The organism is Neobacillus drentensis NBRC 102427 (genome assembly GCF_001591445.1).
Taxonomy (GTDB): domain Bacteria; phylum Bacillota; class Bacilli; order Bacillales; family Cytobacillaceae; genus Neobacillus; species Neobacillus drentensis.
On sequence record NZ_BCUX01000020.1, the window covers coordinates 16,820 to 31,565 of the forward strand.

11 protein-coding genes are annotated in these 14,746 nt (G+C 41.2%); 10 read left to right on the forward strand and 1 reads right to left on the reverse strand.

Going from position 1 to position 14,746, the window contains the following annotated elements:
• Positions 1-64: 64 nt before the first annotated feature.
• The 7 genes from BDR01S_RS11225 to pruA all read left to right on the forward strand — a co-directional run bounded on the left by BDR01S_RS11225 (position 65) and on the right by pruA (position 9,826).
• Positions 65-1,108, forward strand: a complete 1,044-nt coding sequence (locus tag BDR01S_RS11225; protein WP_335582563.1) for a DUF3048 domain-containing protein — start codon at positions 65-67, stop codon at positions 1,106-1,108.
• Between the two features lie 22 nt (positions 1,109-1,130).
• Positions 1,131-1,445 (forward strand): YerC/YecD family TrpR-related protein, encoded by a 315-nt coding sequence (locus BDR01S_RS11230; protein ID WP_066249744.1) that lies wholly within the window; start codon positions 1,131-1,133, stop codon positions 1,443-1,445.
• 150 nt (positions 1,446-1,595) lie between these two features.
• Positions 1,596-2,300 (forward strand): heptaprenylglyceryl phosphate synthase, encoded by a 705-nt coding sequence (gene pcrB, locus BDR01S_RS11235; RefSeq protein WP_066249746.1) that lies wholly within the window; start codon positions 1,596-1,598, stop codon positions 2,298-2,300.
• A gap of 47 nt (positions 2,301-2,347) precedes the next feature.
• Positions 2,348-4,618: a DNA helicase PcrA gene (gene pcrA, locus BDR01S_RS11240; RefSeq protein ID WP_066249748.1), complete on the forward strand. Its 2,271-nt coding sequence runs from the start codon at positions 2,348-2,350 to the stop codon at positions 4,616-4,618.
• A gap of 67 nt (positions 4,619-4,685) precedes the next feature.
• A complete protein-coding gene (gene ligA / locus BDR01S_RS11245; RefSeq protein ID WP_066259582.1) occupies positions 4,686-6,695 on the forward strand; it encodes an NAD-dependent DNA ligase LigA in 2,010 nt (669 codons plus the stop codon).
• 12 nt (positions 6,696-6,707) lie between these two features.
• On the forward strand, positions 6,708-7,880 hold the full coding sequence (locus BDR01S_RS11250) for a CamS family sex pheromone protein (RefSeq protein ID WP_066249751.1): 1,173 nt from the start codon (positions 6,708-6,710) through the stop codon (positions 7,878-7,880).
• 398 nt (positions 7,881-8,278) lie between these two features.
• On the forward strand, positions 8,279-9,826 hold the full coding sequence (gene pruA, locus BDR01S_RS11255) for an L-glutamate gamma-semialdehyde dehydrogenase (RefSeq protein ID WP_066249752.1): 1,548 nt from the start codon (positions 8,279-8,281) through the stop codon (positions 9,824-9,826).
• Positions 9,827-9,874: 48 nt separating this feature from the next.
• On the opposite strand, the gene BDR01S_RS11260 is transcribed toward pruA, so the two are convergent.
• The gene (locus tag BDR01S_RS11260; RefSeq protein WP_235846546.1) at positions 9,875-10,666 is read right to left on the reverse strand and encodes a DUF8832 domain-containing protein; all 792 of its coding nucleotides are present in this window, start codon (positions 10,664-10,666) and stop codon (positions 9,875-9,877) included.
• A 182-nt stretch (positions 10,667-10,848) separates the two neighbouring features.
• Here BDR01S_RS11260 and BDR01S_RS11265 point away from each other — a divergent pair, with 182 nt between their 5' ends.
• From BDR01S_RS11265 to nirB, 3 genes are all read left to right on the forward strand, one after another.
• Positions 10,849-11,076 carry a hypothetical protein gene (locus BDR01S_RS11265; protein WP_066249754.1) on the forward strand — a complete coding sequence of 76 codons (228 nt, stop codon included), beginning with the start codon at positions 10,849-10,851 and terminating at the stop codon, positions 11,074-11,076.
• A gap of 24 nt (positions 11,077-11,100) precedes the next feature.
• Positions 11,101-12,087, forward strand: a complete 987-nt coding sequence (locus BDR01S_RS11270; RefSeq protein ID WP_066249757.1) for a hypothetical protein — start codon at positions 11,101-11,103, stop codon at positions 12,085-12,087.
• 233 nt (positions 12,088-12,320) lie between these two features.
• The gene (nirB, locus tag BDR01S_RS11275; RefSeq protein ID WP_066249760.1) at positions 12,321-14,744 is read left to right on the forward strand and encodes a nitrite reductase large subunit NirB; all 2,424 of its coding nucleotides are present in this window, start codon (positions 12,321-12,323) and stop codon (positions 14,742-14,744) included.
• Positions 14,745-14,746: the final 2 nt, after the last annotated feature.

Below are 14,746 nucleotides of genomic sequence, written 5' to 3' on the forward strand. Positions count from 1 at the left end.
TAGTGAGTAAAGAGCTAAAGCGTGAAAGTGTTTTTCACTTTTGAAAGTAAATAGGGGTGTGTTCATGAAAATGAAAAAATGGGCTGTTTTTGTGATAGCTTTCCTGTTACTACTTTCTGGTTGTAGTGATAAGGAACAGGTTAAGAAGGTAAAGCCGGTAACCCAAACAGAACCGAAACAACCGGAAGAGCAGCAAGTCGACCTGCATTTTTATCCATTAACAGGGGTGGGCTCTAAGGTAAGCACGGATACAAGAGCAGTAGCCGTGATGATTAATAATCACCCAAAAGCAAGACCGCAATCGGGTCTGACTAAAGCGGACATCGTCTATGAGATTCTAGCAGAAGGTGATATCACACGCTTCTTGGCCGTATTTCAAAGTGAAAAGCCAGCAAATATAGGTCCTGTTAGGAGTGCAAGGGATTACTATATTTACTTGGCTAAAGGACTTAATGCCCTATATATTGCGCATGGTTATAGTCCGGAAGCAAAGGAAATCCTTAATGGTAACTATATTGATAATTTAAATGGAATGGTTTATGACGGGACGCTATTTAAACGTTCTAAGACTCGAAGAGCACCTCATAACTCCTATATTACGTATCAAAATATTTTAAAAGGTGCAAAGCAAAAGAAATATTCGATGGAAAAGGGTCCGGCCCCATTTAAGTTTTTCACAGAAGAAAAAAGTAAGAATATAACGGGGGCCGATGCAAGAACCGTCAAGATTACTTACTCAAAGGGTGGAATTTCTAATTCCATGTTTAAATTCGATGCAGCCACAGGCAAATATAAACGGTTCTCAGGCGATGCGCAAACGGTTGATTTAGATTCAAAAGATCCTGTGCTACTCGATAATATTTTTATTATCGAAGCTAAGCATCAGTTTATCGATTCTTATGGGCGCAGGGATATCGATTTAGAGTCTGGCGGCAAAGCGTATCTGCTGCAAAAAGGTAAGGTTAACCAAGTGGAATGGAAGAATAAGAGCGGTGAAATTGTTCCAGTCAAAGATGGCGAAGAAGTTCCGCTTGTTCAAGGAAAAACATGGGTCAATGTGGTTCCAACAAAACCTGGTCTTGAGAACATTGTCACGTTAACTAAATAGATAAATTAAAGGGGTAAAGCATATGCAGATTAATAAATTACGTGGTAAAGAACTCGATCAATTATTTCAAGCGGTTCTTTCATTAAACGATCTTGAAGAATGCTATCGCTTTTTTGACGATTTGTGCACAATAAATGAAATACAATCATTAGCACAGCGTCTTGATGTAGCAAGAATGCTTCGCGATGGCAATACGTATCATAAAATTGAAACGGAAACCGGAGCGAGTACTGCCACAATTTCACGGGTAAAACGTTGCTTGAACTATGGAAACGATACGTATGAAATGGTACTTGAACGACTTAAGGGCGAAACGACTACAGCTGAACAAGAATAAACAAACCGGAGACAACGCTCTTCGGTTTTTTCTATGACGAATTTAAATACTGGTTATGATTTCTATATTTAGATTTAGTGTTTTCTTTTTTTATCGAAACGGCTAATGCTATAATGGTGTAATGGATTAATGATATGGGAGGATCTTTTGATGTATGATTTTCGCGAGTGGCGGCATGTGTTCAAACTCGACCCTAATAAAGAACTATCGGATGAACGTTTAGAAACAATCTGTGAATCAGGAACCGATGCCATTATCGTTGGCGGTACAGACGGGATCACCTTAGAAAAGGTCCTCGATTTAATGGCAAGAATACGCCGCTTTTCGGTTCCATGTGTCCTTGAAGTATCGTCGATTGACACCGTTACCCCGGGATTTGACCTTTATTTTATTCCAACGATTTTAAATAGCAGTGATACTAAATGGATTACGGGACTTCACCACGAGGCTGTAAAGGAATTTGGTGATGTCATGGATTGGGAAGAAATTGTCATGGAGGGCTATTGCATTTTAAACGAAGACTGCAAAGCGGCAAAACTGACAAATGCAAATACAAGCCTTACGAAGGACGAGGTAATTGCCTACGCGGTAATGGCTGAAAAAATGTTTCAGCTGCCGATATTTTATCTAGAATATAGCGGTAAATATGGTGATGTGGAACTGGTTGCGAATGTTAAAAAGTCGCTTGAAAAGACCGTCCTTTTTTATGGCGGAGGAATATCAACCATTGAGCAGGCCAAAGAAATGACCAAGCATGCAGATGTCATTGTCGTCGGTAATGCTATTTATGAAAATTTTGAGCTTGCCTTGGAAACAGTAAAGATGGACCCGAGAATTGCTAAAATAGAAAAATAGAGTTATGATAAAAATAAGAACATACGTTTGTTATGGTGGTGGATGGTATGCAATATTTAACTGATAAGCTATTAAACGGACTGAATCCGGAGCAGCAAAGTGCTGTAAAAGCAACCGATGGACCGCTATTATTAATGGCTGGTGCCGGAAGTGGTAAGACAAGAGTGCTGACACATCGAATTGGCTATTTAATTGTAGAAAAACGAGTCAATCCTTACAATATTTTAGCAATTACGTTTACTAATAAAGCAGCAAGAGAAATGAGAGATCGGATCGGGAAAATGATGGGTGGGGCGGCCGAAGAAATTTGGATTTCCACCTTTCACTCGATGTGTGTAAGGATTTTACGCAGAGATATCGACCGTATCGGTTTTAATCGTAATTTTACAATTCTTGATTCGACTGATCAGCTATCGGTGGTCAAAGGAATTCTTAAGGATAAAAATATTGATCCCAAGAAATTTGATCCGCGTGCTATTTTAGGAGCGATTAGCTCATGCAAAAATGAGTTGATTGAACCGGAAGAGTACAAGAAAACAGGCGGTGGCTATTTCGAAGATGTCGTAGGGAATGTATACGAAGAATTCCAGAAACGATTACGAAAGAATCAGGCGCTCGACTTTGATGACCTCATTATGTTGACGATTCAATTATTTAATCGGGTTCCTGATGTGCTCGAATATTATCAACGCAAGTTTCAATATATTCATGTCGATGAGTATCAGGATACAAACAAAGCACAGTATCTGTTAGTCAAACTGCTTGCAAGCCGGTTTAGAAATCTGTGCGTGGTAGGGGATTCGGACCAATCGATTTATCGCTGGCGCGGAGCGGATATTGCGAATATCCTCTCTTTCGAAAAAGATTACCCGAACGCTACGGTTATATTATTAGAGCAAAACTACCGTTCAACCAAAAGGATTCTCCTAGCAGCGAATAAGGTCATCCAGAACAATCTTAACCGTAAAGCGAAGAATCTTTGGACTGAAAATCCTGAAGGGAACAAACTTGTTTATTACCGTGCTGACAGCGAGCAGAGTGAAGCGCAATTTGTTGCCGGGAAAATTAAAGAATTAACGCGGAATAGTGAGCAAAAATTAACCGACATCGCCATCCTATATCGCACGAACGCTCAGTCCCGTGTGATGGAGGAAGTGCTCCTTAAATCGAATATCGAATACTCCATCGTCGGCGGAACCAAGTTCTATGACAGGAAAGAAATTAAGGATATGTTAGCTTATTTACGGCTGATCTCCAATCCCGATGATGATATCAGCTTACGCCGTGTCATAAATGTGCCGAAGCGGGGGATCGGGGCAAGCTCCGTCGATAAAATCGCTGATTTTGCTGATATGCATGATATATCCCTTTTCCAAGCACTTGAGTCCGTGGAACTATTAGGATTAAGTCCGAAAATCACCAAAGCTGCACGAGAATTCCGTGATTTAATCGGAAATTATACTAATATGCAGGAGTTTCTGTCGGTTACTGAACTAGTGGAAGAAGTGTTAGAAAAATCCGGGTACCGTGAAATGCTCAAGGCGGAAAAATCACTCGAAGCCCAAAGCCGTCTTGAAAACCTTGAGGAATTATTATCTGTTACGAAAAGTTTTGAGGATTCCAGTGAAGATAAGAGCCTTGTTGCCTTTTTAACTGATTTAGCCCTTGTGGCCGATATAGATGCTCTCGAGGATGATGATGAAAAGAAGGCTGAGGCCATTACGCTCATGACCTTGCACTCAGCTAAAGGGCTGGAATTCCCAGTTGTCTTCTTAATTGGTATGGAAGAAGGCGTCTTCCCTCACAGTCGTTCGTTAATGGAAGAAGTAGAAATGGAAGAAGAGCGTCGTCTCGCCTATGTTGGAATTACAAGAGCGGAGCAAACGCTATTCCTTACAAATGCCCAAATGAGAACATTGTATGGTCGAACCAGTATGAATCCACCTTCTCGTTTTATAAAAGAAATCCCTGAGGACCTGATCGAAGGGGTAGAACCTCCAGAGAAAAAGATGAATTCACCGTTTGGTTCTTCTGGAAAATCGTTTGGTTCCGCACGAAGCGCATCGTTTGGAACGCCGAAAACGTCATTTGGCACACCGGCTGCAGCTAGAAAACCAGTTATGCGACCAGTTTCCGCTCCTTCCGGTGATGAGTCCGGTTGGAAGGTTGGCGATAAAGCCCAGCATGGGAAATGGGGAATCGGTACCGTTGTTAGCGTAAAAGGTCAAGGGGAAGGTACAGAGTTAGATATTGCTTTTCCTAGTCCGGTTGGAATCAAACGCCTGTTAGCCAAATTCGCTCCGATTACTAAAGCCTAAATAGAGAGGAATTTTCATGAGTGGCTTCGGGGCTACTCGTGAAAATTTTAATGAAAGGACTGGTTATATGGACCTTCATAGTGCAGAAAAAAGAATCCTTGAAATAAGCAGCCTATTAAATCACTATGGCTATGAATACTATGTTTTGGACAAACCTACGGTACCCGATGCCGAATATGACAAGTTAATGCAGGAATTGCTCGCGCTTGAAGAAAAATTCCCACAATTAAAAACAGCCGATACCCCGTCACTAAGAGTGGGCGGTGCCGTGCTCGATTTGTTTGAAAAGGTTGAACACCGTACCCCGATGCTGAGTCTCGGCAATGCGTTTAACGAACAAGATTTAAGAGATTTTGACCGTCGCATCCGTCAGGCTGTCGGTGAGGATATTTCTTATGTTTGTGAGTTGAAAATTGACGGACTGGCTGTTTCTTTACGATATGAAGAGGGGCTATTTGCGCAAGGGGCTACCCGGGGTGATGGAACGATTGGGGAAGATATTACCGCTAATGTAAAAACGATTAAATCTGTTCCGCTCCGTCTGCGTGAAACTGTTTCTTTGGAGGTCCGCGGCGAGGCGTACATGCCAAAACGTTCGTTTGAATCCTTGAATCAAGTGAGGAAAGAACGAGGCGAAGAGCTATTTGCTAACCCAAGAAATGCTGCGGCAGGGTCGCTCAGGCAGCTTGATCCGAAAATTGCTGCCTCTAGAAGGCTGGATGTCTTTTTATATGGCATTGGAAATATCAGTGAAAACAGCGGGATTGACTCTCATAGCGAAGGCCTTGATTATTTAGATCGTCTCGGTTTTAAAACGAATCAAGAGCGAAGCAAGTGTGCAACGATTGAAGAAGTAATCGAATATGTAAATAGCTGGGTCGAGAAGCGTCCACATCTTCCTTATGAGATTGACGGTATCGTCATTAAAGTAGATTCCTACGCCTATCAGGCAGCACTTGGAACAACGGCCAAAAGTCCGCGCTGGGCGATTGCCTACAAGTTCCCTGCCGAAGAAGTTGTCACCACTCTTTTAGATATTGAGTTAAGTGTCGGGAGAACAGGTGTGATTACCCCAACAGCGATTCTTGAGCCGGTCAAAGTGGCAGGTACAACTGTACAGCGTGCATCGTTACATAATGAGGATTTAATCCGGGAAAAGGATATCAAGCTTGGCGACAAAGTCGTTGTTAAAAAAGCAGGTGATATTATTCCTGAGGTTGTCAATGTACTCGCTGACCAGCGGACGGGGGAGGAAGTGGAATTCCACATGCCGACTCATTGTCCTGAGTGTGAAAGTGAGCTTGTCCGTTTAGAAGGAGAAGTCGCTTTACGCTGCATTAACCCAAAATGTCCTGCACAGCTCCGCGAAGGTCTGATTCATTTTGTATCAAGAGTCGCGATGAACATTGAGGGTCTGGGGGAAAAAGTCATCAGTCAGCTCTTTGCTGAAAAATTAATTGCGGATGTGGCCGATATTTATAAGCTGACACGTGAACAGCTTTTAGCCCTTGAAAGAATGGGAGAGAAATCCGCAACCAATCTCATCAAAGCAATCGAGATTTCGAAAGATAATTCTTTAGAAAAGCTATTATTTGGACTTGGGATTCGTCATGTAGGTGCCAAAGCTGCAAAAACATTGGCTCAGGCATTTGGTTCAATGGACAAACTTGCACAAGCTTCTAAGGAAGATTTACTGTCAATTAATGAAATTGGTGATAAAATGGCAGAATCCATCGTCGCCTATTTTGAAAAAGAAGAAGCAGTCGAGTTAATCAACGAATTAGTCGCGGCCGGTGTCAATATGGAATATAAGGGCGCCAGACCCGTTAGCCCAGAAGAATCAGATTCTATCTTTGCAGGAAAGACCGTTGTTCTTACTGGAAAGCTAGAACGTTTGTCCAGAAATGAAGCAAAGGATAAAATCGAAGCGCTTGGCGGCAATGTAGCTGGCAGTGTCAGCAAAAAAACACATCTTGTCATTGCCGGTGAAGAGGCAGGTTCAAAATTAACCAAAGCACAAGAACTGGGAATCGAAGTATGGGACGAGGAGAAACTCCTAGTTGAATTAAATAAATAAGAGGTGTATGACGTGAGAAAGTTCTCATTGCTCGCTCTCTCCCTTGTCTTTTTGCTAAGTGCCTGTGCACCCAATTTTCAGAAGCAAAATGAAGTGGTACAAACGAAGGAGAAAGTGAAAGGGAAGGCAATTATTCCAAAGTATAATATTTCCGACAGCTATTATCGGACGATTTTGCCGTTTGAACCAGGGGAAGCACGCGGGTTGGTGGTAAATAATATTAATACACGGTATGACTTAAACGAGTTTGAAATGGGTTTAATGCGAATTGCTCAAAATTCATTTGATACGGAGAAATATTTGTTCCGTGAAGGACAGGAAATCAAAGGAGATATAATCAGACTTTGGTTAAACCGTAAATACACAAAAGAGCAGTTTAACGTTTTACAAAAGGCTAATAAAGAACTAAAAGAATCGGAGAATATCGGACTAAACCCTGTTGATACGGGTAATAAGGGTGAGCCGAGTTCGCCAATCTATTTAGCGCATATTCTGGAACATGACTATTTAATAAAAAATGAGAACGATAAGGTAACGCTCGGCGGCGTTACAATTGGCCTTGCCTTAAATTCTATCTATTATTATAAAAAGACATCTGACGGTGATACCTTTGAGCAAAAAATTCCTCATTCTGAAATGGTACGGGAAGGCAAGAAAATTGCTGCAGAAGTCGTCAAGCGGATGAGGAACATGAACGCCCTAAAGGAGATTCCCATTACGATTGCCTTATTTGAACAGGCAAGTAAATCTTCTGTTGTTCCTGGAAATTTCATTACCTATTCTACTGTCGATAAAGGTAGTGCTACACTAAACAGTTGGGAAAATGTAAATGAAAAGTATTATCTTTTCCCTTCCAAGGACGCACAGGATGAACATCGTGATGATGTCACTGCGTTTTTAAATTTTAAGCAGGATGTGGAAGAGTATTTTCCTAATTATAATGGTGTAATTGGCAGAGCCTTTTATATGGGGGATCAGCTTCAGGATTTGAGTATTACCATTCCGATTCAATTCTACGGAAAAACAGAAGGAATTGGGTTCACACAGTATGTAACAGGACTTGTCATGGAACATTTTCCGAAGTATTTATCTGTTTCGGTCAGTGTTACGTCTGTAGACGGACCTGAGGCACTAATCGTCCGCAAGGCGAATGAAACCGAACCATTTGTTCATATATATCAATAAGATCCGGCATCATGCTGGGTCTTTTTTTCATTTCCAAACAGCTCAGGCCCGATTTTTGTATGAATTTAGGTCTTAATTACGATTCGCTGATAGAACATGGAAATTCGCTGATAGAACCCCATAATTCGCTGATAGAACAAAGGAATTCGCTGATAGAACCTAATAATTCGCCGATAGAATGTTTTCCTATCCGATTAAAGAGCATATAGAAGGATATATACAATGAAAAACAACAAAATTTAACGTATGAATCACTAAAAAAGAGGTATACACTACCTTTCATGGCGTAGAAGCCCTCTTTTTTAGTGGGTATCGACAATGATTGCGGCACTGAAATGAATCGTGTTAGAATGAACAGTGGAGTGAAAACGTTTTTATTACATAGGAGGGTTTAACAAATGGTACAACCTTACAAACACGAACCATTTACAGATTTTACGATTGAAGAAAACCGTCAGGCCTATCTAAAGGCGTTACAAACAGTAGAAGGATATTTAGGTCAGGATTATGACCTCGTAATTGGCGGAGAAAGAATTGCAACCGAAGATAAAATTGTTTCCTATAATCCATCTAATAAGGAAGAGGTCATTGGCCGAGTTTCAAAAGCAAGCCAAGATCTTGCTGAAAAAGCAATGCAAGCGGCTGTCGAAGCCTATAAAACTTGGAAAAAAGTAAAACCAGAAGTTCGCGCGGATGTTTTATTTAAAGCAGCAGCCATTATTCGCCGCCGCAAACACGAGTTTTCTGCACTAATGACAAAAGAAGCAGGGAAGCCATGGAGAGAAGCCGATGCAGATACGGCTGAAGGAATTGACTTCCTTGAATATTATGGACGTCAAATGCTCGCACTTAAAAATGGGGTACCCGTTCAAAGCCGTCCGAATGAATTTAATCGTTATGACTATATACCACTTGGCGTAGGTATCATTATTTCTCCATGGAATTTCCCATTTGCGATCATGGCAGGAACCACAGTTGCAGCGATTGTCTCCGGGAATACAGTGCTTCTAAAGCCAGCATCAACGACACCTGTAGTTGCAGCGAAGTTTGTTGAAGTCATGGAAGAAGCGGGTCTTCCTAAAGGTGTTCTAAATTTCGTACCAGGTAGCGGTTCGGAAGTGGGCGACTATTTAGTTGACCATAAAGATACACGCTTTATCAGTTTCACAGGTTCACGCGATGTCGGACTTCGTATTTTTGATCGTTCTTCTAAAGTAAACAAAGGTCAAATTTGGATGAAACGTTTGATCGCAGAAATGGGCGGTAAAGATACCATTGTCGTTGATAGTGAAGCAGACCTTGAGCTTGCTGCTCAATCGATTGTGGCAGGTGCATTCGGCTTCTCAGGTCAAAAATGTTCTGCTTGTTCACGCGCAATCATCGTCGAAGACGTATACGATCAAGTATTGAATCGTGTTGTTGAATTAACGAACCAATTAACCGTGGGTGATCCATCAGAGCAAGGAACATTCATGGGTCCAGTTAACGACAATAATGCCTTCAAAAAAATTATGGATTATATTGAAATCGGTAAGAACGAAGGCAAGTTATTGGCTGGCGGCGAAGGAGATAACTCGAAAGGTTACTTCATTAAACCAACAGTTATTGGAGATCTGGCTCCTAAAGCACGGATTATGCAGGAAGAAATTTTCGGGCCTGTGGTTGGTTTCACAAAGGCAAAGAACTTTGATGAGGCGATTGAAATTGCAAACAACACAGAGTACGGCTTAACCGGTGCAGTTATCACTAATAACCGTGCTCACATGGAACAAGCCCGTGAAGACTTCCATGTTGGTAACCTATACTTTAACCGTTCATGTACTGGCGCGATCGTTGGCTATCAACCATTTGGCGGCTTCAACATGTCCGGAACTGACTCTAAAGCAGGCGGTCCTGATTACTTGCTGCTTCATATGCAGGCAAAAACTACGTCTGAAATGTATTAATTTATAATGAAAGTAAACCCCCTTCTCAAGCTGAGAAGGGGGTTGTTTTTAATTTTCTACGTTTATTACAAACGGAACGGTAAATACTTGGCCCTCGTGTTGAAACTGACCCCACACCTTATAGATTCCTTTTTTAGGAAACACGGTCATAAAGGTTACCTTTGGACCATTTCCTTCTGTTGCCATCGGATGGATGTGTAAATACTTTTCCGCATCACCGCTCATGGCGACCGCGTGTCCCATGGCCCCTAAATATGGCTGCAGATTTTTTATCGGTTGATTGCTTGCTGCATCACGAATCGTAAAATTCATATGAACGGTCATTCCGGCCATAATATGGTCAAATGAGAGCGTCACTTTTTTTCCATTCACTACTTTGGTTAGTTTCTGGTCGAGGACGAGAGGTATTCCTTCAGCGGTTTCTCCATCAATATGCACCCATTGACTTTCTACACTAGGGTCACCACCGCCCTTGGGTGTAAATTCAGAGATGAGCTTATAATCACCGCCGGCAGGGAAACTCGTGGTAAAATCAAATTCGCCATTTCCCTTATATTTTGGATGGATGTGTGAAAAATAAGATAAATCCTTACTAACAATAAATAAATGCATTTTTTTCTCATGGATTGTTTCAAAGGTTTGGATAGGTTTACCCGATTTATCCTTGATTAGAATGGAGAATGGAATTTCCTCATTTGCATTTGGATGATTTGTGATCGTCCATTCAGATTTTGTTGGTATCACGTCAGTTGGAGTAGCACTCATAGTATGGTCCATGCTCGACTTAGGGACTTTTAGCGAATTACATCCGGATAATAGCAAAGTGTTGATAAGAAACATAGTGATTATCAATTTCTTCAGTGAGGATTCGCTCCTTTTAAAAACAAGATTATATCCTTTAAAATACATTACCTAAATCAACCAATGCAAGAATTTTATGTTAATAAAATAGTAACTATCTTAAATATGATGATAATATAGAGAAAAGGGAATTGAGGAAGTATAAGTATGGAGGAGTAAAGTTGATTCCATTTTATTTAATGCACGTCACAACAGTTGAACATAGTGAAAATTTACTTTGGACATTTTTGATCTGTAACGTCTTTGTTGTCAGCGCCGGTATTGTTTTTACCTATAAATTATTCCGTCAGAAAAACGTTCGGTTAGCGGGAATAACCTTTGCGATTGCTTTAGCCGTCAATTATATCCTTATCGCAATCTTTGGCGATATATTTGATTTACTGGGATAAACCAAAGTGGGGAGATGAGATCGTTTGAAATATTACCGTTTGTGGGTCCTTGCCTTTTTATTAAAATTTATTGGGTCTGCCTGGGATGCTTCTTATCATTTTAAATATTTATTTGAAGAATACTCAATTCCCCATATTGTTAATACGCTCGGTTTTGCCTTAGGGGCGGTTTTGTTAATACAAGAGTGGCGTCGCTCACATCATATGGAGCGATTTTCTAGAAATTTGATAACGATCGGCTACGTCATATTCCTAATTGGAATTCCCCTGGATTTTACCTACCATATTGCCTATGGAATTGATTTAACCACTTGGAGTCCAACTCATTTTATTTATTATATTGGAACCGCTATGATGATTTTTGGGGTTTGGCGCGGTTACTTTCTGTATACGAGAGAGATTCCACCGTCATGGAAGTCACTTCATACCTGGTTTGCGATGTTTCTCCTCGAATGCTTGATGTTTCCAAATATGCAGCAGGAAAACGGAGCGATTTCTTACCATCAGTACATTCAAGGAAAATCAATTGCCTCACAGGAAATTCTAGATTTAATTTCAAACCCTGCCTCGCAGATTTTTGGAGGGATTCCAGAATGGGTATATCCCATTTATTCCATCTTAATGGTTGCACTTTTTACGATTCTAATCATTCGATATTGTCGGGATTATACCATCCCTGTGATGGCAACAGCCCTATATATTCTGTTAAGGTTCGTTGGTAAAGCGACGTTTGCAGCAGTGGGTTATCCAACCTCGTATGTACCAATTACGCTAATATTGATTCCCTTACTATATTTATTATTTAAAAAAATCCACTGGATTGCTGGTTTAACGGGTAGTATAGCCTATTTTCTTACCTTGTTTGTAATCCATCAAACAAATATGCTCGTTACACCGCCTTTGAAATTATGGGAGCTCGGACCGGTTGCCATTATAGGGATTCTAGTCCCAGTGGTAAATTCATATGTAAAATCATTTATCTTCTGTAAAAGAGATAAACAACCTGCATGAGAAAAAGGGTGCCTGACACCCTTTTTTATTTTTGCATAATATTAATAGTGGTTTTCCATAAGACACGTGTTTAGAATTAGTTTATGACTATTTTGTGAAAGGTTTCACAAATATTATTTAGAATGTGATGAACTTCACAATTTTTATCAACACTAGCATTTACAATTTAGCTATAAAGAGAACCTTGTTAACGTACAAAATTCATGATGTAACCTATAAGGAGCGATCCGATAATGAAAAAACTAGTGATGATCGGTAACGGTATGGCAGGCGTAAGAACGATGGAGGAAATTCTTAAAGTAGCAACTGAACCATTTAAAATGACTATTTTTGGCCAAGAACCATATCCAAACTATAACCGGATAAAACTATCAAATATCCTGCAGGGCGATACAAACTTCGAAGATATTATTATCAATCCATTAGATTGGTATAAAGAAAATAATATTCAATTATTTACTGGAGAAACCATTGTTAACATCAATGTTGAGGAACAGCGTGTAGTTAGTAATCTAGGCAGAGAAGTCGAGTATGATGAATTGATTATTGCCACAGGCTCGAAATCCTTCATCCTGCCCATTGCAGGTGCAGACAAAATCGGTGTGACTGGGTTTCGTGATATAAATGATTGTGAAATGATGATCAAGTCAGCGCAGCAATATAAAAAGGCGGTCGTCATCGGTGGCGGACTCCTCGGACTCGAAGCAGCAAGAGGACTATTAAACTTAGGGATGAAAGTCGACGTGGTTCATTTAATGCCACATCTCATGGAGCGTCAGCTGGACCCGGTTGCATCCTCTTTACTTAAAGCAGAGCTAGAAGCGCAAGGTATGAATTTCCTCATGGAAAAAGAAACCGTGGAAATTCTCGGCGACGAACGTGTTACCGGTCTTCGTTTTAAAGATGGCTCCCAGGTGGAAGCCGACTTGGTTGTGATGGCAATAGGGATTAAATCTAATGTAAAAGTTGCAAGAAACAACGGAATCTATGTAAATCGCGGGATCGTGGTCAATGACTTCATGGAAACAAGCGTCCCTCACATTTATGCTGTTGGGGAATGTGCCGAGCATCGCGAGATTGTCTATGGCTTGGTGGCCCCATTGTATGAACAAGGAAAGGTGCTTGCCAACCGTATTTGTGGGAATCTTGGCGAACCATATCAAGGCTCAGTTACGGGAACACAATTAAAGGTAGCAGGTGTTGACCTGTTTTCTGCTGGAGAAATTTTTGAAGATGGCACAACAAAATCGATCATGGTCTATAACGAGTATGATGGTGTTTATAAAAAAATCTTAACAAGAAATAACATGATTGTTGGTGTCGTGCTATATGGTGACACCAAGGATAGCACCAAGTTATTCCGGATGCTGACGAAGAAAGAAGATATCAGCGGAATGACCAGCATTTCAGTGCTGCAATCCGAATGCAGTGCAGAAGGCAGCAATGACGATGTCGCTTCAATGGCGAATGATGAATTAGTCTGCGGCTGTAATGGCGTTACAAAAGGGGCTATCGTCGAAGCCATCAAAACTCAAGGGTTAACAACGTTAGACCAGGTGAGCCATTGCACGAACGCCGGCCGTTCATGTGGACGGTGTAAGCCGATGGTAAGCAGTATTCTCACACATACACTTGGGGATCAATTTGATGAAGCGGCAGCACAAAAGACAAGCCTTTGCGGGTGTACCACACTAAGCCGTGATGAAGTTGTAGCTGAAATTAAACAAAAAGGCTTAACTAGTGTAAAAGAAGTCATGAACGTTCTGGAGTGGAACAATGAGGAAGGCTGTACCAAATGCCGTCCGGCTATCAACTACTACCTAGGCATGATTCATATGGATGAATACAAAGATGACCGTGACTCCCGTCTTGTTAATGAAAAAATGCATGCTAATATCCAGAAGGACGGAACTTACTCAGTTGTCCCAAGAATGTACGGCGGGGTAACGACCGCGGCTGATTTGAAAAAAATTGCCGAGATTGCTGAAAAGTATGAAGTTCCACTTGTAAAATTAACAGGTGGACAACGAATTGGTTTGTTCGGGGTGAAAAAAGAAGACCTGCCAGCGATGTGGGAAGAGTTAGATATGCCGTCCGGTTATGCTTATGGAAAGACACTTCGGACAGTCAAAACTTGTGTCGGCGCACAATTCTGCCGCTACGGAACACAAGATTCGATGGCGCTTGGAATCGAACTGGAAAAGAAATTTGAACGCTTAGATACACCACACAAAGTTAAAATGGGTGTGTCTGCTTGCCCACGAAATTGCTCTGAAGCAGGTATCAAAGACATTGGTTTTGTCGGCATTGATGGCGGCTGGGAAATTTATGTCGCTGGTAACGGCGGTGTCGACCTCCGCGCGGGTGACCTCCTATGTACGGTGAAAACGCAAGCAGAAGTAATGGAAATGACGGGTGCCTACCTGCAATATTATCGTGAAACAGCCAATTACCTGGAGCGTACTTCTAAATGGGTCGAACGTGTCGGCCTGGATCATGTGAGAGAGGTTCTTGCAAACGAGGATACGCGAAAGGGCTTGAACGAGCGCATGGATAAGACATTGAAAAAGTATATCGAGCCTTGGAATGAAGCGATTCAGAGTGAAGAAATTCAAGATAAATATTATGCAAAACATACAATCAAGGTTGGGGAGTGATT

Excerpts from the sequence above, each read along its gene's own strand:
- BDR01S_RS11225 (WP_335582563.1), top strand. The coding sequence starts at position 65 with ATGAAAATGAAAAAATGGGCTGTTTTTGTGATAGCTTTCCTGTTACTA.
- BDR01S_RS11230 (WP_066249744.1), top strand. The coding sequence starts at position 1,131 with ATGCAGATTAATAAATTACGTGGTAAAGAACTCGATCAATTATTTCAA.
- pcrB (WP_066249746.1), top strand. The coding sequence starts at position 1,596 with ATGTATGATTTTCGCGAGTGGCGGCATGTGTTCAAACTCGACCCTAAT.
- pcrA (WP_066249748.1), top strand. The coding sequence starts at position 2,348 with ATGCAATATTTAACTGATAAGCTATTAAACGGACTGAATCCGGAGCAG.
- ligA (WP_066259582.1), top strand. The coding sequence starts at position 4,686 with ATGGACCTTCATAGTGCAGAAAAAAGAATCCTTGAAATAAGCAGCCTA.
- pruA (WP_066249752.1), top strand. The coding sequence starts at position 8,279 with ATGGTACAACCTTACAAACACGAACCATTTACAGATTTTACGATTGAA.
- BDR01S_RS11260 (WP_235846546.1), bottom strand. The coding sequence starts at position 10,666 with ATGTTTCTTATCAACACTTTGCTATTATCCGGATGTAATTCGCTAAAA.
- nirB (WP_066249760.1), top strand. The coding sequence starts at position 12,321 with ATGAAAAAACTAGTGATGATCGGTAACGGTATGGCAGGCGTAAGAACG.